The organism is Pseudomonas benzopyrenica, from assembly GCF_036884265.1.
Classification (GTDB): domain Bacteria; phylum Pseudomonadota; class Gammaproteobacteria; order Pseudomonadales; family Pseudomonadaceae; genus Chryseomonas; species Chryseomonas benzopyrenica.
This window is the reverse complement of record NZ_CP145723.1, coordinates 2,944,856-2,965,843: the sequence shown is the minus strand read 5'-3', so window position 1 is coordinate 2,965,843 and position 20,988 is coordinate 2,944,856. Positions and strand designations below refer to the sequence as shown.

The 20,988-nt window shown below is 65.3% G+C and carries 19 protein-coding genes; all 19 read right to left on the bottom strand.

The window, feature by feature from the left end:
- Positions 1-85 precede the first annotated feature (85 nt).
- Entirely contained in the window at positions 86-1,537 is a 1,452-nt protein-coding gene (gene nuoN / locus V6W80_RS14010; protein WP_017642302.1) for an NADH-quinone oxidoreductase subunit NuoN, read from the bottom strand.
- Between the two features lie 7 nt (positions 1,538-1,544).
- A complete protein-coding gene (nuoM, locus tag V6W80_RS14005; protein WP_338544570.1) occupies positions 1,545-3,077 on the bottom strand; it encodes an NADH-quinone oxidoreductase subunit M in 1,533 nt (510 codons plus the stop codon).
- 27 nt (positions 3,078-3,104) lie between these two features.
- Complete coding sequence (gene nuoL / locus V6W80_RS14000; protein WP_338544569.1) at positions 3,105-4,952, bottom strand: NADH-quinone oxidoreductase subunit L; 1,848 nt, start codon at positions 4,950-4,952, stop codon at positions 3,105-3,107.
- The gene (nuoK, locus tag V6W80_RS13995; RefSeq protein WP_007158894.1) at positions 4,949-5,257 is read right to left on the bottom strand and encodes an NADH-quinone oxidoreductase subunit NuoK; all 309 of its coding nucleotides are present in this window, start codon (positions 5,255-5,257) and stop codon (positions 4,949-4,951) included. Before nuoK ends, nuoL begins: the two co-directional genes overlap by 4 nt.
- Before the next feature lie 25 nt (positions 5,258-5,282).
- Positions 5,283-5,795 (bottom strand): NADH-quinone oxidoreductase subunit J, encoded by a 513-nt coding sequence (gene nuoJ / locus V6W80_RS13990; protein WP_017642305.1) that lies wholly within the window; start codon positions 5,793-5,795, stop codon positions 5,283-5,285.
- A 9-nt stretch (positions 5,796-5,804) separates the two neighbouring features.
- Positions 5,805-6,353, bottom strand: coding sequence for an NADH-quinone oxidoreductase subunit NuoI (gene nuoI, locus V6W80_RS13985; RefSeq protein ID WP_017642306.1), 549 nt, complete (start codon positions 6,351-6,353; stop codon positions 5,805-5,807).
- Between the two features lie 10 nt (positions 6,354-6,363).
- Positions 6,364-7,374 carry an NADH-quinone oxidoreductase subunit NuoH gene (nuoH, locus tag V6W80_RS13980; protein ID WP_017642307.1) on the bottom strand — a complete coding sequence of 337 codons (1,011 nt, stop codon included), beginning with the start codon at positions 7,372-7,374 and terminating at the stop codon, positions 6,364-6,366.
- On the bottom strand, positions 7,371-10,088 hold the full coding sequence (gene nuoG, locus V6W80_RS13975; protein ID WP_338544568.1) for an NADH-quinone oxidoreductase subunit NuoG: 2,718 nt from the start codon (positions 10,086-10,088) through the stop codon (positions 7,371-7,373). The genes nuoH and nuoG overlap by 4 nt, the downstream gene beginning before the upstream one ends.
- Positions 10,089-10,226: 138 nt before the next feature.
- On the bottom strand, positions 10,227-11,576 hold the full coding sequence (gene nuoF, locus V6W80_RS13970; RefSeq protein WP_093252346.1) for an NADH-quinone oxidoreductase subunit NuoF: 1,350 nt from the start codon (positions 11,574-11,576) through the stop codon (positions 10,227-10,229).
- Positions 11,573-12,073, bottom strand: coding sequence for an NADH-quinone oxidoreductase subunit NuoE (gene nuoE, locus V6W80_RS13965; protein ID WP_017642310.1), 501 nt, complete (start codon positions 12,071-12,073; stop codon positions 11,573-11,575). Before nuoE ends, nuoF begins: the two co-directional genes overlap by 4 nt.
- Positions 12,074-12,075: 2 nt before the next feature.
- A complete protein-coding gene (nuoC, locus tag V6W80_RS13960) occupies positions 12,076-13,860 on the bottom strand; it encodes an NADH-quinone oxidoreductase subunit C/D (RefSeq protein ID WP_338544567.1) in 1,785 nt (594 codons plus the stop codon).
- 51 nt (positions 13,861-13,911) lie between these two features.
- A complete protein-coding gene (locus tag V6W80_RS13955) occupies positions 13,912-14,586 on the bottom strand; it encodes a NuoB/complex I 20 kDa subunit family protein (protein WP_007158886.1) in 675 nt (224 codons plus the stop codon).
- Positions 14,587-14,596: 10 nt separating this feature from the next.
- Positions 14,597-15,010 (bottom strand): NADH-quinone oxidoreductase subunit A, encoded by a 414-nt coding sequence (locus V6W80_RS13950; RefSeq protein ID WP_007158885.1) that lies wholly within the window; start codon positions 15,008-15,010, stop codon positions 14,597-14,599.
- Between the two features lie 259 nt (positions 15,011-15,269).
- Entirely contained in the window at positions 15,270-16,031 is a 762-nt protein-coding gene (locus V6W80_RS13945; protein WP_338544566.1) for a secretin N-terminal domain-containing protein, read from the bottom strand.
- Entirely contained in the window at positions 16,028-16,558 is a 531-nt protein-coding gene (locus tag V6W80_RS13940) for a hypothetical protein (RefSeq protein WP_093252342.1), read from the bottom strand. Before V6W80_RS13940 ends, V6W80_RS13945 begins: the two co-directional genes overlap by 4 nt.
- A gap of 12 nt (positions 16,559-16,570) precedes the next feature.
- Positions 16,571-17,749 carry a cupin domain-containing protein gene (locus V6W80_RS13935; protein WP_338544565.1) on the bottom strand — a complete coding sequence of 393 codons (1,179 nt, stop codon included), beginning with the start codon at positions 17,747-17,749 and terminating at the stop codon, positions 16,571-16,573.
- 58 nt (positions 17,750-17,807) lie between these two features.
- Positions 17,808-19,178, bottom strand: a complete 1,371-nt coding sequence (purB, locus tag V6W80_RS13930; RefSeq protein WP_017641462.1) for an adenylosuccinate lyase — start codon at positions 19,176-19,178, stop codon at positions 17,808-17,810.
- Positions 19,179-19,261: 83 nt separating this feature from the next.
- The gene (gene hflD / locus V6W80_RS13925) at positions 19,262-19,882 is read right to left on the bottom strand and encodes a high frequency lysogenization protein HflD (RefSeq protein WP_338544564.1); all 621 of its coding nucleotides are present in this window, start codon (positions 19,880-19,882) and stop codon (positions 19,262-19,264) included.
- On the bottom strand, positions 19,879-20,961 hold the full coding sequence (mnmA, locus tag V6W80_RS13920; RefSeq protein ID WP_202401791.1) for a tRNA 2-thiouridine(34) synthase MnmA: 1,083 nt from the start codon (positions 20,959-20,961) through the stop codon (positions 19,879-19,881). Before mnmA ends, hflD begins: the two co-directional genes overlap by 4 nt.
- Positions 20,962-20,988 lie beyond the last annotated feature (27 nt).

Below are 20,988 nucleotides of genomic sequence, written 5' to 3'. Positions count from 1 at the left end.
GTGCGACCCTGCCAAGGGCGGGTGTTTCACCGGGGCCAGAAACGACGATCCCCGCCGAAGCGGGGATCGTGGGCGGCGTCTGGGATCAGAACACCGTCAGCTGCGCCAGTTGCAGCAGCGGCTGCGGATAGACACCCAGCACGAAGGTCGCGATGGAAATGGCGATCAGCATCACGCCACCGGCGCGCTGACCCCAGTTCATCGGCGCATCGTGGCGCTGCAGGCCCTGCTCGGTCAGGTACAGGGTGACCATCACGCGCAGGTAGTAGAACAGGCCGATGGCGCTGCCCAGCACGATGGCCGCGGTCTGCCACCACATGCCCGCTTCCACGCCCACGGTGATGACGTAGAACTTGCCGATGAAGCCGGCGGTGAGCGGGATGCCGGCCAGGGACAGCATCATCACCGTCAGCGCCGCGGTCAGGTACGGACGGCGCCAGAACAGGCCGCGGTACTCGAACAGGGCATCGGCGTCACGTTGACCGTTGCTCGGGCTGGACATCAGGGTGATCACGCCGAAGGCGCCCAGGCTGGTGAAGACATAGGTCACCAGGTAGACCGCCACGGCTTCCATCGACAGGCCTTCGCCCGAGGCCACCGCCACCAGCAGGTAACCGAAGTGGGAGATGGAGGAGTAACCCAGCAGCCGCTTGAGGTTGCTCTGCATCAGCGCCAGCAGGTTGCCCACCAGCATGGAGGCGATGGCGATGAAGGCGATGGCATCGTGCAGCCAGCCGTCTTCGGTGGCCATGGGCATGGTCTGGAACACCCGTACCAGCACGGCGAAGACGGCGACCTTGCTGGCGGTGGCCAGGAAGGCGCCGACCGGAGCCGGCGAGCCCTCGTAGACGTCCGGAGTCCAGAGATGGAAGGGCACCAGGGACAGCTTGAAGCCGAGGCCGACGATCAGCATGCCAAGGCCGATTTCCATCAGCAGGCCGGTGCTGGCCGGAGCGTCCATCTGCATCCCGATGTCAGCGAAGTTCAGGCTGCCGGACTGGGCGTAGAGCAGGGCCATGCCGAACAGCAGGATGGCCGAGCCGGCGGCGGACAGCACCAGATACTTCATGCCGGCTTCCAGGGAACGGCGATTGAAGTAGCTGTAGGCCACCAGGCCGTAGACCGGTACCGACAGCAGTTCCAGGCCGATGAACAGGCCGGCGACGTTCTGCGCCGCCACCAGCACCAGACCGCCGGTGGCGGAGATCAGCAGCAGCAGGTACAGCTCTTCACGGTTGCCCGGATAGCCTTCCATGTAGGCGTGCGACAGGGTCATGCAGGCCAGGGTGGCGATCAGGATCAGCGCCATGTAGAAGCAGCTGAAGCCGTCGATGCGCAGCAGCGGGGTGACGTCGATGGCGCCGACGCCCAGGGCCGGGATGCAGGACAGCAGGGCCAGGTTGAGACCGATCACGCCCAGGGTCGGGATGATGGTGTGATCCCGCCGCCAGGCGATGCCCAGCATCACCACCACGGCGGTGAGGCCGGTGATGATGATCGGCAGGAGGGCGATGAAGTGTTCGTAGGTAAAGGTCATGGCGCTCTTACCGGGCGGAAACGAGAGAGGAGAAGGCTTCGCCGAGCCACTGCTGGACACCGGCCATGCTCGCGGCCGAGGTATCCAGCACCGGCTGCGGGTAGACGCCGAGCAGCACCAGCAGCACGCCAAGCAACAGCAGCATCGACAGTTCCCGTGCATTCAGACCCGGCAGGGCACCCTCGGCCTTGGCTGGGCCGAAGTAGGCACGGTGGATCATGATCAGCGAATAGACCGAGGCGAACACCAGGCCGAAGGTGGCGATGACGGTGATCATCGGTACCACCGGGAAGGCGCCCAGCAGGATCAGGAACTCGCCGACGAAGTTACCGGTACCGGGCAGACCCAGGGACGCCGAGGCGAAGAACAGACTCAGGGCCGGCAGGTAGGGCAGGCGTGCCCAGAGACCGCCCATCTCGCGCATGTCACGGGTATGCATGCGCTCGTAGAGCTGGCCGCAGAGGATGAACAGGCCGGCGGCGGAAAGACCGTGGGCGATCATCTGCACCACCACGCCCTGCAGCGCCTGGGGGCTGCCGGAGTAGATGCCGATCAGCACGAAGCCCATGTGCGAGACGCTGGAGTAGGCCACCAGGCGCTTGATGTCGGTCTGGGCGAACGACAGGATGGCGCCGTAGAAGATGCCGATGATGCCCAGCCACATGGCGATCGGCGCGAATTCCGCCGAGGCGTTGGGGAACAGCGGGATGGCGAAGCGCAGCAGGCCGTAGGCGGCGGTCTTGAGCAGGATACCGGCGAGGTCGACGGAACCGGCGGTTGGCGCCTGGGCGTGGGCATCGGGCAGCCAGGAGTGCAGCGGCACCACCGGCAGCTTCACCGCGAAGGCGATGAAGAAGCCCAGCATCAGCAGGTACTCCAGCGTGGGGTCCAGCTGCAGCTGCAGCAGGTCTTCGTAGTCGAAGGTCAGGACGCCGGTCGCACCGTAGTTCACCAGTACCAGGGCGATGATCGCCACCAGCATGATCAGGCCGCTGGCCTGGGTGAAGATGAAGAATTTGGTGGCGGCGGTGATGCGGCTCTTCTTGCCGTCCGCGGAGCTATGGCCCCACAGCGCGATCAGGAAGTACATCGGCACCAGCATCATTTCCCAGAAGAAGAAGAACAGGAACAGGTCCAGCGCCAGGAACACCCCCACCACGCCGCCGATGATCCACAGCAGGTTGAGGTGGAAGAAGCCGACGTGGCGCTGCACTTCGCGCCAGGAGCAGGTCACCGCCAGCACACCGAGCAGGCCGGTGAGCAGGATCATCAGCAGCGACAGGCCGTCGAGGCCGAAGTGCAGGCTGATGCCGAAGCGCGGAATCCAGTCCATCTGGAATTCCGCGGTCCAGGCGGTTTCGGCACCAGGGGCCGGCGCCAGGCTGTAGTCGCCGTGGGCCCACAGCCAGAGGCCGAGCGCCAGCTCCAGCAGCATGGTGAACAGAGCGATCCAGCGGGGCACCAGCGGGCCGGTCTTTTCCGTGAGGAAACAGAGCAGGCCGCCGATGAAGGGGATCAGGATTAGCCAGGGCAGAAGCATGACGTGTACTTATCCTTAGTCAGGGGGTCAGGCCAGCAGCAGCGCGCCGAGCAACAGCACGGCGCCTCCCACGATGGAAGCCGCGTACCAGCGCAGACGGCCGTTCTCGGTGATGCTCAGTGCCAGGTTGCCACCGCGTGCCAGCATCGGGATCAGGCCGATGGCCTGGTCGAAGGGATCGCGACGCAGTAGGCGGGTCAGCAGCAGGTACGGCTTGACGAAGATCAGGTCGTACAGCCAGTCGAAGCCCCAGGCGTGATACCACCAGGTCCCGAAGAAGCGGCCCGGCGCGCTCTTGGCCAGACCGTTCACGAAGGACCGCTTGCCGAGGAAGAGCAGGGCGGCCAGGAGGATGCCGGCGATGGCGATGGCCCCCGAGGTGATCTCCAGCGAGTGCTTGGCTTCGCCACCGGCATGGCCGACGGATTCCGGCAGCACACCGGCCAGCGGCGGCACGATCATCGCGCCGACGAAGGTCGAAAGCACCAGCAGTACCGCCAGCGGCAGGTTGTGGGCGATACCGTGGCCGGCATGAGCCTCGGTGTGCGCCTCGCCATGGAAGGTGATGAAGATCAGGCGGAAGGTGTAGATCGAGGTCAGGAAAGCACCGGCCAGGCCTGCATAGAGCAGGTAGGTGTGACCGCTGGCCATGGCTTCCCAGAGGATCTCGTCCTTGGAGTAGAAGCCGGCGGTTACCAGCGGCAGTGCCGCCAGGGCCGAACCGCCCACCACGAAGCTGGCGTAGGCCAGGGGAATCTTCTTCCACAGGCCGCCCATCTTGAAGATGTTCTGCTCGTGGTGGCAGGCCAGGATCACCGAACCCGAGGCAAGGAACAGCAGCGCCTTGAAGAAGGCGTGGATCATCAGGTGGAAGATCGCCGGCTGCCAGGCGCCTACACCCAGGGCCAGGAACATGTAGCCGATCTGGCTCATGGTCGAATAGGCCAGGATGCGCTTGATGTCGGTCTGGACCAGGGCGGCGAAACCAGCCAGCACCAGGGTCACGGCACCGACGATGCCGACTAGGTGCAGGATCTCCGGCGCCAGCAGGAACAGGCCGTGGGTCCGGGCGATCAGGTAGACGCCCGCGGTCACCATGGTCGCCGCGTGGATCAACGCCGAGACCGGGGTCGGACCGGCCATGGCGTCCGCCAGCCAGGTCTGCAGCGGCAGCTGGGCCGACTTGCCGACGGCACCGCCGAGCAGCGCCAGGGTGGCCAGTACGATCAGCGGATCGCCGCTGGCGAAGACGTCAGGGGCCTTCTGCAGCAGCTCCTGGATGTCCAAGGTGCCCAGGGTCATGAACAGGATGAACAGACCGAAGGCCATGAAGACGTCGCCGACGCGGGTGACGATGAAGGCCTTCAGCGCTGCGTTGCCGTTGGCGCGCTCGCTATAGTAGAAGCCGATCAGCAGGTAGCTGCACAGGCCCACGCCTTCCCAACCGAAGTACAGCAGCAGCAGGTTGTCGCCGAGAACCAGCAGCAACATGCTGAAGATGAACAGGTTGGTGTAGGCGAAGAAGCGCGAATAGCCCTCTTCACCGCGCATGTACCAGGAGGCGAACAGGTGGATCAGGAAGCCGACGCCGGTGACCACGCCGAGCATGGTCAGCGACAGGCCGTCCAGGTAGAGCGCCATGTTGGGCGCGAAGCCCTCCACGTTCATCCACTGCCAGAGGACGATGGTCAGGTGGCCGTCAGCGGGCGGTGCGACGTGGAAGTTCCAGCCGACCCAGGCGGCGACCAGCGCCGCCAGGCCTACCGAACCCACGCCGATCAGCGCGGAGAGATTCTCCGACAGCCGACCGCGGGAGAAGGCCAGCAGGAAGTAGCCGACCAGGGGAAAGGCGAAGGTGAGGGGTAGCAGGTTCATCCGTGCATCTCGCTGGCGGCATCGACGTCGAGGGTGTGGAAGCGGCGATAGAGCTGCAGCAGGATCGCCAGGCCGATACTGGCCTCGGCGGCGGCCAGACTCAGCACCAGGATGAACATCACCTGGCCGTCGGGAGCGCCCCAACGGCTACCCGCGACCACGAAGGCCAGGGCGGCGGCGTTCATCATGATTTCCAGACTCATGAGCACGAAGAGGATGTTGCGGCGGACCATCAGGCCCACCAGGCCAAGGGCGAACAGGGCGCCGGCGAGGGCCAGGCCGTGTTCCAGAGGTATGGCGTTCATTGGCTGTTCTCCAGTCCTTGGCGACTCACTCGCCGATCCCGTCTTTGACGTCGCTGCGGCCCAGGTGGTAGGCCGCGACCAGGGCACCCAAGAGCAGCATGGAGGCCAGTTCGACCGCCAGCAGATAGGGTCCGAACAGACTGATACCCACGGCCTTGGCCTCTACCGAGGTGTGACCGATGGTGGCGCCGCCCGGGGTGCGTGCCAGCACCACCAGCAGTTCCACCAGCAGGGCACCGGCGAGGATCGAGGGACCGATCCAGACCTTGGGGGTCAGCCACTTGCGTTCCTGGTCGGCGACAACCGGCCCGAGGTTGAGCATCATCACCACGAAGACGAACAGCACCATGATGGCGCCGGCGTAGACGATGATCTCCAGGGCCCCGGCGAAGGGCGCGCCCAGGGCGAAGAACACCATGGACACGGCCAGCAGCGAGATGATCAGGTACAGCAGCGCATGCACCGGATTGGTGTTGGTGATCACCCGGAAGGTGGCCAGCACGGCCACCCCAGCGGAGAAATAGAAGGCGAATTCCACGACAGCTCCTTAGGGCAGCAGGCTCTTCACGTTGATCGGCTCTGCCTCGCTCTGCGCGGCACCCTTGGGCTTGCCCGCGATGGCCATGCCGGCCACACGGTAGAAGTTGTATTCCGGATACTTGCCCGGACCCGAGATCAGCAGGTCCTGCTTCTCGTACACCAGCTCCTGGCGCTTGAACTCGGACATCTCGAAGTCCGGGGTCAGCTGGATGGCGGTGGTGGGGCAGGCCTCCTCGCACATGCCGCAGAAGATGCAGCGCGAGAAGTTGATGCGGAAGAACTCCGGGTACCAGCGACCGTCTTCGGCTTCGGTCTTCTGCAGGGAGATGCAGCCGACCGGGCAGGCCACGGCGCACAGGTTGCACGCCACGCAGCGCTCCTGGCCGTCGGGGTCGCGGGTGAGCACGATGCGGCCACGGTAACGCGGCGGCAGGTACACCGGCTCCTCGGGGTATTGCAGGGTGTCGCGCTTGCGGAAGGCGTGGCCGAAGACCATCACGATGCTGCGCAACTGGGTGTAGGTGCCATGCAGGACGTGCAGGATTTCCTTGATCATGACGGATACCTCACTGGCCGATGGCCGGCGTGGCGGTGTAAAGCACCACCGCGCCGGTCACCAGCAGGTTGATCAGGGTCAGGGGCAGGCAGAACTTCCAGCTGAAGGCCATTACCTGGTCGTAGCGCGGACGCGGGATGGACGCGCGCAGCAGGATGAAGATCATGATGAAGAAGGCGGTCTTCAGGGCGAACCAGAAGAACGACAGCCAGGGTAGGGTGTCCAGGAAGGGACCGTGCCAGCCGCCGAAGAACAGTGTCACCAGCAGCGCCGAGATCAGCACGATGCCGATGTATTCGCCGACGAAGAACATGCCCCACTTCATGCCCGCGTATTCGATGTGATAACCGTCGGCGAGCTCCTGCTCGGCTTCCGGCTGATCGAAGGGATGACGGTGGGTCACGGCGATGCCGGCGATGAAGAAGGTGCAGAAGCCGAAGAACTGGGGAACGATGAACCACCAGCCCTGGTGCTGCGCCTCGACGATATCCCTCATGTTGAAGGAACCGGTCACGGCCACGATGCCCATCACCGACAGGCCCATGAACACCTCGTAGGAGAGCGTCTGGGCTGAGGCGCGCATGGCGCCCAGCAGCGAGAACTTGTTGTTGCTCGCCCAGCCGGCGAAGAGCACGGCATAGACGTTGACGCCGGCCATGGCGAAGAAGAACAGCAGACCGACGTTCAGGTCCGCCACGCCCCAGGTGGGGGTGATCGGGATGACCGAGAAGGCCACCAGCAGCGAGCCCATGGCGATCACCGGTGCCAGGGCGAAGATCATCTTGTCGGCGAACGGCGGCGTCCAGTCCTCCTTAAAGAACATCTTCAGCATGTCGGCGCCGAGTTGGAAGGCACCGAAGGGGCCGACCCGGTTGGGACCATGACGGTCCTGCCAGAGACCCAGCAGGCGCCGTTCGACAAAGCTCAGCAGCGCCCCGCAGATGACCACCGCCAGGAGGATGACGATGGCCTTGAGGACGCCGATCACCACGGCGATGAGGGTAGGGGTGAGCCAGGTCATGCCGCGGCCTCCTGCAGTCCTTCCACGGTGAGGCCGGCGAAGTCCACCGGAATCCCTTCGAAGCCGGCGGGCAGGCCGACCAGGCCAGCGGACAGCTCGGCCTTGATCTGCAGTGGCAGGCGCAGTTCCTGACCGGCGACTTGCAGGCGCAGCAGGGCACCTTCGTTGACGCCCAGGCGGTCGGCATCGGCCTTGGCCAGGGCCACGTAGGCCGCCGGGATGCGCTCACGCACCGGCTCGGCGCGGGAAGTGGTCTCTTCGCTGCCGAACAGGTGGTACAGCGGTACGGCCTGGAAGCCGGACTCGGCGCCGCGCACGGCAGCGGTCGGCACGGCGAACCAGCTCAGGCGATCGCCCTGGGACTCGATCAGGCGTACGCCCGGATCGCCAGCGCGCAGGTGACCACCCACCTCGTCCTGGAACTTGTTCCAGGCCTGGGGCGAGTTCCAGCCCGGCGACCAGGCGAAGGGGATCTGCTGACGCGGCTCGGCGCTGCCGGCATAGCCTTCCATGGAAAAGGCAAAGGCGGTGTCAGCGTCCTGGGGCGCACGCGGCTCGTGCACGCTGAGGTTGGCACGCATGGAGGTACGGCCACTGTAGCGGTGCGGTTCACGAGCGAGCTTGAGGCCCTTCACCCGGAAGCTGGCGTTGGGCGCGGCATCGCGGATGCCGTCCAGCTGCGGTGCGGCGGTGGCCACGGCGTCAGTGACATGGTCCAGTTGGGTCCAGTCCACCGGGCGGTTGCCCAGGGTGTTGCGCAGGGCATGCAGCCAGCGCCAGCCCTCGCGGACCAGGCTGGAGGGATCGTAATAGCTCGGTTCGTAGACCTGGAAGAAGCGCTGGGCGCGACCTTCCTGGCTGACCAGGGTACCGTCGCCTTCGGCGAAGCTCGCCGCCGGCAGCACCAGGTCGGCGCGCTGGGCGGTGGCGGTACGCTGATGATCCAGCACCACCAGCACCTGGGCGCGGGCCAGGGCCTGATCCACCCGCTGGGCCGGGGCACGGCGATAGAGGTCGTTCTCCAGCACTACCAGGGCATCGGCCTGGCCATTTTCCAGGGCGGCGAAGGCGTCTTCGACGGACTCGCCGCCGTAGAGCGCCAGGCCCAGGCTGTTGGCTTCGGGCACCACCAGACTCAGGGAGCCGGCCTTGCCCTTGGCGGCCAGGGCCTTGGCCAGGTTGGCGGCGGCTTCGATCAGCGCCGGCTCGCCCAAGGAGGTGCCGGACACCACCAGCGGACGTTCGGCGGCCAGCAGGGTTTCGGCCAGCAGACGCGCCTGCTCGGCGACTTCGCTGCTCAGACCGTCGACGGCCGGGGCGCTGGCGTCGATGGCGTGGGCCACGGCGTGGCCGAAACGGGCCAGTTCCAGCGGCGAGCCATGCAGACGGGCGTCGGCGACGTCGTCCAGGCGGGTGGCGGCCACGCTGGCGATGAACAGCGGATTGCGCTCGCTCTGGCCGATGTTCTGCACGGCGGCGTTCAGCCAGGGCTGGATCTTCTGCGCCGCGGCCATGGCCTCGGGCTTGCCCTTGACGGACTGCCGCAGGGACAGCGCCAGGCGGGCGGCGGTCTGGGTCAGATCCTCGCCGAGGACAAAGACGGCATCGTGCTTCTCCATGGCGCGCAGGGTCGGGACGGGCAGGGGGCTGTCCTTGAGGACCTGCAGCACCAGGCGCACGTTAGCCAGGTCACGGGCGCTCATGCCGCTGGAGAAATTCTCGGCGCCGACCAGTTCGCGCAGGGCGTGGTTGCTTTCCAGGCTGGCGCGGGGCGAACCGATACCGATCACCTTCTTGCCGCGCAGCAGCAGGGCAGCGCGATCCAGGGCGGCGTCGATGCCGGTTTCCAGGCTGCCGTCCTTCAGCAGGGCCTGACGCGGACGATCCTTGCGATTGACATAGCCATAGCCGAAGCGGCCACGGTCGCAGAGGAAATACTGGTTCACCGAGCCGTTGAAGCGGTTCTCGATGCGGCGCAATTCGCCATAGCGCTCGCCGGGGCTGATGTTGCAGCCGGAGGAGCAGCCATGGCAGATGCTCGGGGCGAACTGCATGTCCCACTTGCGGTTGTAGCGCTCGGAGTGGGTCTTGTCGGTGAACACCCCGGTGGGGCAGACCTCGGTCAGGTTGCCGGAGAATTCGCTCTCCAGGGTACCGTCCTCGACGCGGCCGAAGTAGACGTTGTCGTGGGCACCGTAGACGCCCAGGTCGGTACCGCCGGCGTAGTCCTTGTAGTAGCGCACGCAGCGATAGCAGGCGATGCAGCGGTTCATCTCGTGAGCGACGAACGGGCCGAGGTCCTGATTCTGGTGGGTACGCTTGGTGAAGCGATAACGACGTTTGTTGTGGCCGGTCATCACCGTCATGTCCTGCAGGTGGCAGTGGCCGCCTTCTTCGCAGACCGGACAGTCGTGGGGATGGTTGGTCATCAGCCATTCGATGACGGAGCTGCGGAATTCCTTGGCTTCGGCGTCTTCGATGGAGATATAGGTCTTGTCGCTGGACGGGGTCATGCAGGACATGACCAGGCGCCCGCGGGTGTCATTCTCGTCGGCGAACTGCTTGACCGCACACTGGCGGCAGGCGCCGACGCTGCCCAGCGCCGGGTGCCAGCAGAAATAGGGGATGTCGAGCCCCAGGGACAGGCAGGCTTCGAGGAGGTTGTCCGCCCCGTCGACCTCGTACGTCTTGCCGTCTACATGGATAGTGGCCATAGGGTTTTCTTCTCACCCGCGCAGGGCGGGTCTGGCTAATGGGAAAACGTTCGCGCCGCCCTGGCGGTCGCCAGTGGCAGCGCCGGCCGGGTCGAGCCCGGCCAGAAAGCGATGGGAGCGGCCCCGAGGGGCCGGTCCTCAGATCACGGTCGCGGAAGCAGTCGGACGAGGTTCGCTGGGCGCCTTGCGCACACCGGCCTCGAACTCCTCGCGGAAATACTTGATGGCACTACCCAGAGGCTCGACGGCGCCTGGTGCGTGGGCACAGAAGGTCTTGCCCGGGCCGAGGAAGTTGACCAGCTGCAGCAGGGTATCGAGATCGCCCTGCTGGCCTTCGCCTTTCTCCAGGCTGCGCAGGAGCTTGACGCTCCAGGGCAGGCCGTCGCGGCAGGGGGTGCACCAGCCACAGGATTCGCGAGCGAAGAACTCTTCCATGTTGCGCAGCAGCGAAACCATGTTGACGCTGTCATCCACGGCCAGGGCCAGACCGGTGCCCATGCGGGTGCCGACCTTGCCGATGCCGCCGGCGTACATCTGCGCCGAGAGGTGCTCGGGCAGCAGGAAGCCGGTACCGGCGCCACCGGGCTGCCAGCATTTCAGCTTGAAGCCATCGCGCATGCCGCCCGCATAGTCCTCGAACAGCTCCTGGGCGGTGATGCCGAAGGGCAGTTCCCAGACGCCCGGATTCTTCACCTTGCCGGAGAAGCCCATGAGCTTGGTGCCCATGTCTTCACTGCCTTCGCGGGCCAGGCTCTTGTACCAGTCCACGCCACCCGCGACGATGCCCGGCACGTTGCACAGGGTCTCGACGTTGTTGACGCAGGTTGGCTTGCCCCAGACGCCGACGGCGGCGGGGAAGGGCGGCTTGGAGCGCGGGTTGGCGCGGCGGCCTTCCAGGGAGTTGATCAGCGCGGTCTCTTCGCCACAGATGTAGCGACCGGCGCCGGTGTGGACGAACAGCTCGAAGTCGAAGCCGCTGCCCAGGATGTTCTTGCCGAGCAGACCGGCGGCCTTGGCTTCTTCCACCGCCCGCCGCAGGTTGGCGGCGGCGTCGACGTATTCGCCACGCAGGAAGATGTAGCCACGGTAGGCCTTGAGCGCCCGGGCGCTGATCAGCATGCCTTCCACCAGCAGGTGCGGCAGCTGCTCCATGAGCAGGCGGTCCTTCCAGGTGTTGGGCTCCATCTCGTCCGCGTTGCACAGCAGGTAGCGGATATCGAGGGATTCGTCCTTGGGCATCAGGCCCCACTTCACGCCAGTGGGGAAGCCCGCACCGCCGCGGCCCTTGAGGCCGGAGTCCTTAACTTCCTGGACGATGGCGTCCGGCGCCAGCTCGGTCAGCGCCTTGCGCGCCGCGGCGTAGCCGTCCTTCGCCTGGTATTCCTCCAGCCAGACCGGGGCGCCGTCTTCACGCAGGCGCCAGGTCAGGGGATGGGTCTCGGGAGTACGGGCGATGCTGTTGGCAGGCCCGAAGGAGGTCAGTCTCATGCGTATCCCTCCAGCAATTTGGCCACGCCCGCAGGTTGGACATCGCCGTGGGTGTCGTCGTCGATCATCAGCGCCGGGGCCTTGTCGCAATTGCCCAGGCAGCAGACCGGCAGCAGGGTAAAGCGGCTGTCGGTGGTAGTCTGGCCCAGGCCGATGCCCAGCTGACGCTGGATCTCGCCGACCACGGATTCGTGGCCGCCGATGTAGCAGGTCATGCTGTCGCACACGCGGATGATGTGGCGACCGACCGGCACGCGGAAGATCTGGCTGTAGAAGGTCGCCACGCCCTCGACGTCGCTGGCGGGAATGCCCAGCACCTCGCCGATGGCGTAGATGGCGCCGTCCGGCACCCAGCCACGTTCCTTCTGGACGATCTTCAGGGCTTCGATGGACGCCGCGCGCGGGTCCTCGTAGTGATGCATCTCGTGTTCGATGGCCGAGCGCTCGGTGTCGCTCAGGACGAAGCGGTCGGTTTGGATCAGGGTTTCGGTGCTCATGCTCAGCGGTCCACGTCGGCCATGACGAAGTCGATACTGCCCAGGTAGGCAATCAGGTCGGACACCATGCTGCCGCGGATGACGGCCGGGATCTGCTGCAGATGCGGGAAACTCGGCGTCCGGATGCGGGTGCGGTAGCTCATGGTGCTGCCATCGCTCGTCAGGTAATAGCTGTTGGCGCCCTTGGTCGCCTCGATCATCTGGAAGGCTTCGCCCGCCGGCATCACCGGACCCCAGGACACTTGCAGGAAGTGGGTGATCAGGGTCTCGATGTGCTGCAGGGTGCGCTCCTTGGGCGGCGGCGTAGTGAGCGGGTGATCCGCCTTGTACGGGCCTTCGGGCATGTGCTGCAGGCACTGCTCGATGATGCGCAGGCTCTGGCGCATCTCCTCGACGCGCAACATGCCGCGGTCGTAGCAGTCGCCGTTGTGGGCAATGGGCACCTCGAATTCGAAGTTCTCGTAGCCGGAGTAGGGGCGGGCCTTGCGCAGGTCGAAGTCCAGACCGGTCGCGCGCAGGTTGGGACCGGTGACGCCCCACTCGAGGGCTTCCTTGGTGTTGTAGACGGCGACGTTCTTGGTCCGGCCGATGAGGATGCTGTTCTTCATCGCGGCCTTTTCGTACTCGTCCAGACGCTTGGGCATCCAGTCGAGGAATTCGCGGACCAGCTTGTCCCAGCCACGCGGCAGGTCATGGGCGACGCCGCCGATGCGGAACCAGGCGGGGTGCATGCGGAAGCCGGTGATGGCCTCGATCACCTTGTAGGCGCGCTGACGGTCGGTGAAGGTAAAGAACACCGGGGTCATGGCGCCGACGTCCTGGATATAGGTACCCAGGTACAGCAGGTGGCTGTTGATGCGAAAGAACTCGGCCATCATCACGCGGATGAAGTCGACCCGCGACGGCACCTTGATGCCGGCGAGCTTTTCCACCGAGAGGACGTAGGGCAGGTTGTTCATCACCCCGCCCAGGTAGTCGATCCGGTCGGTGTAGGGGATGTAGCTGTGCCAGGACTGGCGCTCGGCCATCTTCTCGGCGCCGCGGTGGTGGTAGCCGATCTCCGGCACGCAGTCGACGATTTCTTCGCCGTCCAGCTGCAGGATGATGCGGAAGGCACCGTGGGCGGAGGGGTGGTTCGGACCCAGGTTGAGGAACATGAAGTCGGAATTCTCCGCATGCTCCTTCATGCCCCATTCCTCGGGCTTGAATCTCAGGGTTTCCTGTTCGAGATCCTGCTTGGCGGCATTCAGCGCATAGGGATCGAACTCGGTGGCACGCGCCGGATAGTCCTTGCGTAGCGGATGACCCTGCCAGTTGTCGGCCATCAGCATGCGCTTGGGCAGCGGGTGACCGTCGAAGTGGATGCCGTACATGTCCAGCACTTCCCGCTCGTACCAGTTGGCATTGGGGAAGATGCTGGTGGCGGTGGGCAGGCGCAGGTCGTTGGCGGACAGGGCCACCTTGAGCATCACATCGCTGTTACGGTCGATGGACAGCAGGTGGTAGAAAACGGTGAAGTCCGCGTTGGGCAGGCCACGGCGGTGAGTCCGCAGGCGCTCGTCCACGCCATGCAGGTCATAGAGCATGACGTAGGGGCGTGGCAGGTTGCGCAGGAAGCGCAGTACTTCGATGATTCGTTCGCGTGCCACCCAGATCACCGGCATGCCGGTACGGGTGTCTTGCAGGGTCAGGGCGTCGGCGCCGAATTGGCCCTGGAGTTCGCCAACCACCGACGCTTCGCCGGCAGGGGCGAGCGCAGAGGCGGACAGAGCGGTGTCTGCGGTCATGATGTTCCGTCGCTAATCGATCGTCGTCAGCGTGCAGGTCCCGAGGGGGACTTACACTTCGTCTGGGCTGCGCAGGTTGGTGACCTGGATGCGGCGCTCGCGGTTCTGCTCGCGCTGCGAAGGCATCTCGGCGCGGTAGATGCCCTGGTCGCCCACCACCCAGGAAAGGGGGCGGCGCTCTTCACCGATGGAGTCCTGCAGGAGCATCAGGCCCTGGAGGAAGGCTTCGGGACGAGGCGGGCAGCCGGGCACATAGACGTCGACGGGCAGGAACTTGTCCACGCCCTGAACGACCGAGTAGATGTCGTACATACCGCCGGAGTTGGCGCAGGCGCCCATGGAGATCACCCACTTGGGTTCCAGCATCTGCTCGTACAGGCGCTGGATGACCGGGGCCATCTTCATGAAGGGGGTGCCGGCGATGACCATGAAGTCGGCCTGACGCGGCGAGGCCCGGATGACTTCGGCGCCGAAGCGGGCGATGTCGTGGGGCGCCGTGAAGGCGGTGGTCATTTCCACATAGCAGCAGGACAGGCCGAAGTTGTACGGCCAAAGGGAGTTCTTGCGTCCCCAATTGACCGCGCCCCGCAGGACATCTTCGAGCTTGCCCATGAAGATGCTGCGGTTGACCTGACTTTCGACGGGGTCGGCCACGGTTTCCCGCTGGCCGGCCGGATAGCGGTCTACTGCCGCATCGGGATCGATCCGGGTGAGATTGTATTGCATTGCCAAAGCCTCATTGTTTCGACTTCGCCTGCCGCTCGCGACGGCTCGCAGGCGCCCAATCGAGCGCTCCGATTCGCCACAGGTAGACAAGACCCGCCAACAGAATTGCTATGAAAATGGAGGCTTCCACGAAGCCGGCCCATCCCGATTCACGGATGGAAACCGACCAGGCGAAGAGAAAGAGGGCTTCGACATCGAAGATCACGAAGAGCATCGCGACCAGATAGAACTTGGCAGAGAGACGGAGACGAGCACCCCCGGTGGGGACGATGCCGGACTCGAAGGGATCGTTCTTGCTACGGCCCACGGCTTTGCTGCCGAGCAGGCTCGAGACTCCGAGCATGAAGGCGATCAGACCGACCACGCCCAGGAGAAATACCGCGAAGCTCCAGTTGTGGGTCAGTAGGCTGATCGACTCAGACATGCTTTGAATCCTTAATTATTGGGTATCAGGCGCTATCAGTGCGACACGGTGTCGCAACACAGACAGATTTTATGCTCTATCGATTCATTCTGTAAATTTATTGGCTTAAAAAGATTCTATTGGACTGCTTTGAATCAAACTAAACAGAACTTCAGGTTTATTTGAGAATGAATATAAGAATTATTCTCAAATAAGTTTCTTTTGCTTCCTGTGTCCTAGATTGCCAGTTGCCGCCAGAGTTCTGCCGTTCGCCGATTCGCTAGTCGATGAGGTCGGCGCGAATGCTCAGTTGACGGTCGTCACGACCCTCGGTCGAGTAGTAGCGGGTGAGGCCGTCCTGGCCGCTCTCGACCTGTTGGCGAAAGCCGCCCAGATCCAGCCATTGCCCCAGCGGGCCGCTGATGCGAGTGGCGGCGCTCTGGGTCTGCACCGTGCCCGGGCGCATGGCCGCGGCGCGATCATCCACGCTGTTGATGTCGAGATGGACCAGGTTGCCGCTCAGACGGGCGGTGACCTGAAAGCCGCGTTCGAGCCGGCGGTAATCGGTCTGGGCGTAGCTCTGGCCATAGGGCGAGGTCTGGTAGGTGGTCACCGGCACGTCTGCGCCGAAGCGGATGAAGGCGGGATAGCCCTCGGTGACCTGGACGCGCTGGGCGCCATCCTCCTTCTGGTCGGTGCTGTCCTCGATGATGCGCACCTGGGGCGAGCGCACATCGCCGTTTACCGAATAGCCCTGACTGGCGCCCGAACTGCCGGCGCGGGTAGCCAGGGTGATGAGCAGGCGCCGCGGTTGGGTATCCAGCTGGGCCAGCAGATTCTTGACCTCGGCCAGCTTGGCCGGCTCGGCGTTGACGATCAGCTGATTGCCATAGACGTTGACCTTGCCTTCGCCGCCGAGGACGGCTTGCAGGGTAGGCAGCAGGTCGTCGGCGGTGCGGTATTGCAGGGGAATGACTTCGGTGCGGGGGGCGGCCCAGACGGTGGCCGTCAACAGCAGCAAGAGCGCCAGCAGGCCTTTCACAGCAGCATCCTCCGCAATTCCTGATCCGGTTGGCTGATGGCCCAGAGGCGATCGAAGACCTGTTGTTGCACCTTGACCGCAGCGCGGTCGCCATAACGGACGAAGCCGGTGGGTGCGCTGCCCGTGCGGCGCAGCAGGGCCTGGTCGTCGACGATCAGGCAGGCGCCTTCCGGTTGCTGGTCGGCCGGTGGTCGCCGAATCAGCAGGTTGCTGGTCAGGCGCTGCGCCAGGGCGATGAGGCGATGGCCCTGGCGCATCGCGAGGGCGCTGTCGTTGATCAGGAGACGTACCTGATGCCGTGGATGGCCCAGCAGCAGGCGCTTGATCGCCGTCTCGACGTCCCGGTTGTCGTAGAGGGGCGCTTCCAGGTCAGGCGTCTGGATACACAGCTGGCGGCTGGCTTGAGCGATGAGGCGGACGCTGTGCTCACGCAGGGCGTCCAGGCCTTCGAGGCGCAGGGCGAGATCCTGGCCGAGCTGAGGTTCGGGCAGGGCGTCCAGGGTCAGATCGGCAAAGGACTCGTCCACGGCGGCTCCCTCTCACTCGTCGTCGTCTTCTCCGGCGAAGATCAGGCTGCCCTGCTGGAGCAGTTCGCGGATCAGGCGCATGGCATCTTCGTCCTGCAGCCAGGGCGCGAGATTGGCCTCGTGCAGGACCTCCGCCGAGCATAGCAGGTCGAGCAGCGGTTGCAGTCGCATGGGCAGCAGGCGGCTCTGGCCGCTGGCGAAGACCATCACCTCGTCTTCCAGGCGACTCCAGGCGATGCGGCCACTGGGATTGCGCATCAGCAGGGCGCCTTCGTCGAGTTCCTTGCGCAGCTGCTTGGCGCTGAGGTTTTCGCCGGCGACCCGCTCCGGATAGCGCGGCTCGGTCATGTGCTGGCCGAACCAGGCCAACAGCAGGCGATCGTCGCTCAGGTGGCGTTTCATCAGGCCGCGCAGGCGCTCGATGGCCTCGGGCGGGATCTCGGCCGGATGCTCGCTAGCCGGGGCGCAGCCGGCGTCGCTGTAGCGCTCGTCCTCGGGGATGAACTGGGCGAGGAAGTCGGTGAAGTGGGTGAGCACCTCGCTGGCACTGGGGGCGCGGAAGCCGATGGAGTAGGTCATGCACTCGTCTTCGGCGATGCCGTCGTGGGCCAGACCCGGCGGCAGGTAGAGCATGTCACCCGGTTCCAGGACCCATTCGTCGGTCTGCTGGAAGTCGGCGAGGATCTTCAACTCCAGGCCGTCGATCAGCGGGCTGTCGGCGGTGCATTGCTGGCCGATGCGCCAGCGGCGGCGACCATGGCCCTGCAGCAGGAAGACGTCATAGTGATCGTAGTGGGGGCCGACACCGCCACCGGGGGCGGCATAGCTGACCATGATGTCGTCGACGCGCCAGTTGGGCAGGAAGCGGAAGGACTCCAGCACCTCGGCCACCTCGGGCACGAACTGGTCGACCGATTGCACCAGCAGGGTCCAGTCCCGCTCGGGCAGGCTGGCGAAGGTGTCTTCCGGCAGGGGGCCGCGGCGCAGTTCCCAGGTACGGTCCTGGCCGATGATCAGGCGGGATTCGATTTCCTCTTCCAGCGACAGGCCGGCCAGTTCGTCGGGCTCCAGGGGATTCTGGAAGTCCGGGAGGGCCTGGCGGATCAGCAGGGGTTTGCGCTGCCAGTAGTCGCGCAGGAATTCACGGGCGGTCAGGCCGCCGAGCAGTTGCAGGGGTTGATCCGGGTTCATGCACACCTCGCGCAATGAAAAACGCCCGGCGAGGCCGGGCGTAGGAAAAGGATGATCTTCAGACCCGACGGGCCTGTTCGGCAGCGTTGCCGATATAGCCGGCCGGAGTCAGCTGGCGCAGCTCGGCCTTGGCGGCCTCGGGAATTTCCAGGCCGTCGATGAAGTCCTGCAAGGCGCTGGCGCTGATGCCCTTGCCGCGGGTCAATTCCTTGAGCTTCTCGTAGGGGTTGGCCACGCCATAGCGGCGCATCACGGTCTGCACCGGCTCGGCCAGGACTTCCCAGCAGGCGTCCAGGTCTTCGGCGATCCGCGCGGCGTTGAGTTCCAGCTTGCCGATGCCCTTGAGGGTGGCTTCGTAGGCAATCACGCCGTGGGCCAGGCCGGTGCCCAGGTTGCGCAGCACCGTGGAGTCGGTCAGGTCGCGCTGCCAGCGGGAGATCGGCAGCTTGCTGGCCAGGTGCTGGAGGATGGCGTTGGCGATACCCAGGTTGCCTTCGGAGTTCTCGAAGTCGATGGGGTTGACCTTGTGCGGCATGGTCGAGGAGCCGATCTCGCCGGCCACGGTCTTCTGCTTGAAGTAGCCGAGGGAGATGTAGCCCCAGATGTCCCGGTCGAAATCGATCAGGATGGTGTTGAAGCGGGCGATGGCATCGAACAGCTCGGCGATGTAGTCGTGCGGCTCGATCTGGGTGGTGTAGGGATTCAGGGTCAGGCCGAGGTCGTCTTCGATGAAGGTACGCGCATTGGCTTCCCAGTCGACGTCGGGGTAGGCGGACAGGTGGGCGTTGTAGTTGCCCACGGCGCCGTTGATCTTGCCCAGCGGGCGGATGGCGGCGATCTGCTCGATCTGGCGTTCCAGGCGATAGACCACGTTGGCCAGTTCCTTGCCCAGGCTGGTAGGGGAGGCGGGCTGGCCGTGGGTCCGCGACAGCATGGGCACGTCGGCGAAGCGATGGGCCAGCACGCGGATCTCGCCGGCGATCTGGCGCATCAGCGGCAGCAGCACCTGGTCACGGCCTTCGCGCAGCATCAGGGCGTGGGACAGGTTGTTGATGTCCTCGGAGGTGCAGGCGAAGTGGATGAATTCGCTCACCGCAGCCAGTTCCGGCAGGTTGGCGACCTCTTCCTTGAGCAGGTACTCGATGGCCTTGACGTCGTGGTTGGTGGTGCGCTCGATGTCCTTGACCCGCTGCGCCTGCTCGACGCTGAACGCGGTGGCCAGCTTGTCCAGCAGGGCATTGGCCTCGGCGGAGAAGGGTGCGACCTCGGGAATGCCCGCGTGGGCGGCCAGGCGCTGCAGCCAGCGGACCTCGACCTGGGCGCGGAAACGGATCAGGCCGAATTCGCTGAAGATGGGGCGCAGGGCGGCGGTCTTGCCGGCGTAACGGCCGTCGATGGGCGATACGGCGGTGAGCGAGGAGAGCTGCATGGGCATTCTCTTGGTAGCGGGGGAGAAAGGGGCGGAATTCTACACGCAAAGGCCGGGGCTGTAGTACCGCCGCCGGCCTGGGATCAGCCGTTGCGCAGGGGATAGAGGTTGTCGAGCAGCTTGCGGCGATTGAGCACTAGCTGCCAGCGATGGCCGCCGAGCTGGCGCCAGAGGCGCGCCGAGCGAATCCCGGCCAGCAGCAGGGCGCGTACCCGCGAGGCGGTGGCGGATTGCTGCAGGTAGCGCATCTCGCCGTGCACCTGGATGCGCTGCTTGAAGGTGCTCAGGGTGTCCTCGTAGAGACCACCGCAGGCGGCGATGACGTTCTCGTGGGCCACACCGAAGTGCTCGACCTGGGACTGGATCTGGGTGAGGCGCCGGCCGATGAGGTCGAGCAGGTCGCCGCGCTTCTCAAGCTTGCGTTCCAGCGCGGTCATCGCCAGGGCATAGCGCAGGGGCTCCCGCTGCAGGCTGTTGGGATTGCGCTCCAGGGTGCTGGACAGGGCGCCCAGGCCCTCGCGCAGCGGCGCGACGCTGCCGCCATAGACCTCCAGGGTGCTGCCCGGATCCCGGACCAGCAGGCTGCCGAGCAGGCAGGCCAGGGGTTCTTCGGGCACCTGGCCGGTGCGCGCCAACTGGTCCACCAGCACGGCAGCCTGGAAGACGCCGCCCAGGGCGATGAGTTGTTCCTGGGTGCGATTCATGCGGCGGGCGCCTCGGCGCAGGCAGGTTGATAGTGTTCGATCACGCCACCGCCCAGGCAGACATCGCCGTCATAGAAGACCACCGATTGACCCGGGGTCACGGCGCGTTGGGGCTCGTCGAAGACCACCCGGTAGCCGCTGCCCTGGCGTTCGATCCGGCAGGGCTGGTCCTGCTGGCGATAGCGGACCTTGGCGGTGAGACGGCGCGGCTGGGTGAGGTCCAGGTCGTTGACCCAGAACATCTCGCTGACGGTCAGGGCCTCGGCGAACAGCCAGGGGTGGGCGTTGCCCTGACCGACGATCAGCACGTTGCGGGTCAGGTCCTTGCTCAGCACGTACCAGGGATCGTCACCGGCATCCTTCATGCCGCCGATGCCCAGGCCCTGGCGCTGGCCAATGGTGTGGTACATCAGGCCGTGGTGGCGGCCGATGACCTCGCCGGTGGTGGTCTCGATGTCACCCGGCTGGGCCGGCAGGTACTGCTTGAGGAAGTCGCTGAAGCGGCGTTCGCCGATGAAGCAGATGCCGGTGGAGTCCTTCTTGCGCGCGGTGGCCAGGCCATGCAGCTCGGCGATGGCGCGGACCTCGGGCTTTTCCAGTTCGCCCACCGGGAAGAGGGTGCGCGCCAGTTGCTCGCCGCCCACAGCGTGGAGGAAGTAGCTCTGGTCCTTGTTGGTGTCGAGGCCCTTGAGCAGCAGGGTCTGGCCGTCGACGTCGCGACGGCGCACATAGTGACCGGTGGCGATCAGGTCGGCGCCCAGGGCCAGGGCGTAGTCGAGGAAGGCCTTGAACTTGATCTCGCGGTTGCAGAGGATGTCCGGATTCGGCGTGCGACCGGCCTTGTATTCGGCGAGGAAGTGCTCGAAGACGTGATCCCAGTACTCGGCGGCGAAGTTGGCCGTGTGCAGCGTGATGCCGATGCGGTCGCAGACCGCCTGGGCGTCGGCCAGGTCTTCCTTGGCGGTGCAGTACTCGGTGCCGTCATCCTCGTCCCAGTTCTTCATGAACAGGCCCTCGACCTGATAGCCCTGCTCCTTGAGCAAGAGGGCCGAGACCGAGGAATCCACTCCGCCGGACATGCCGACGATGACGCGGGTGCCGTTCAC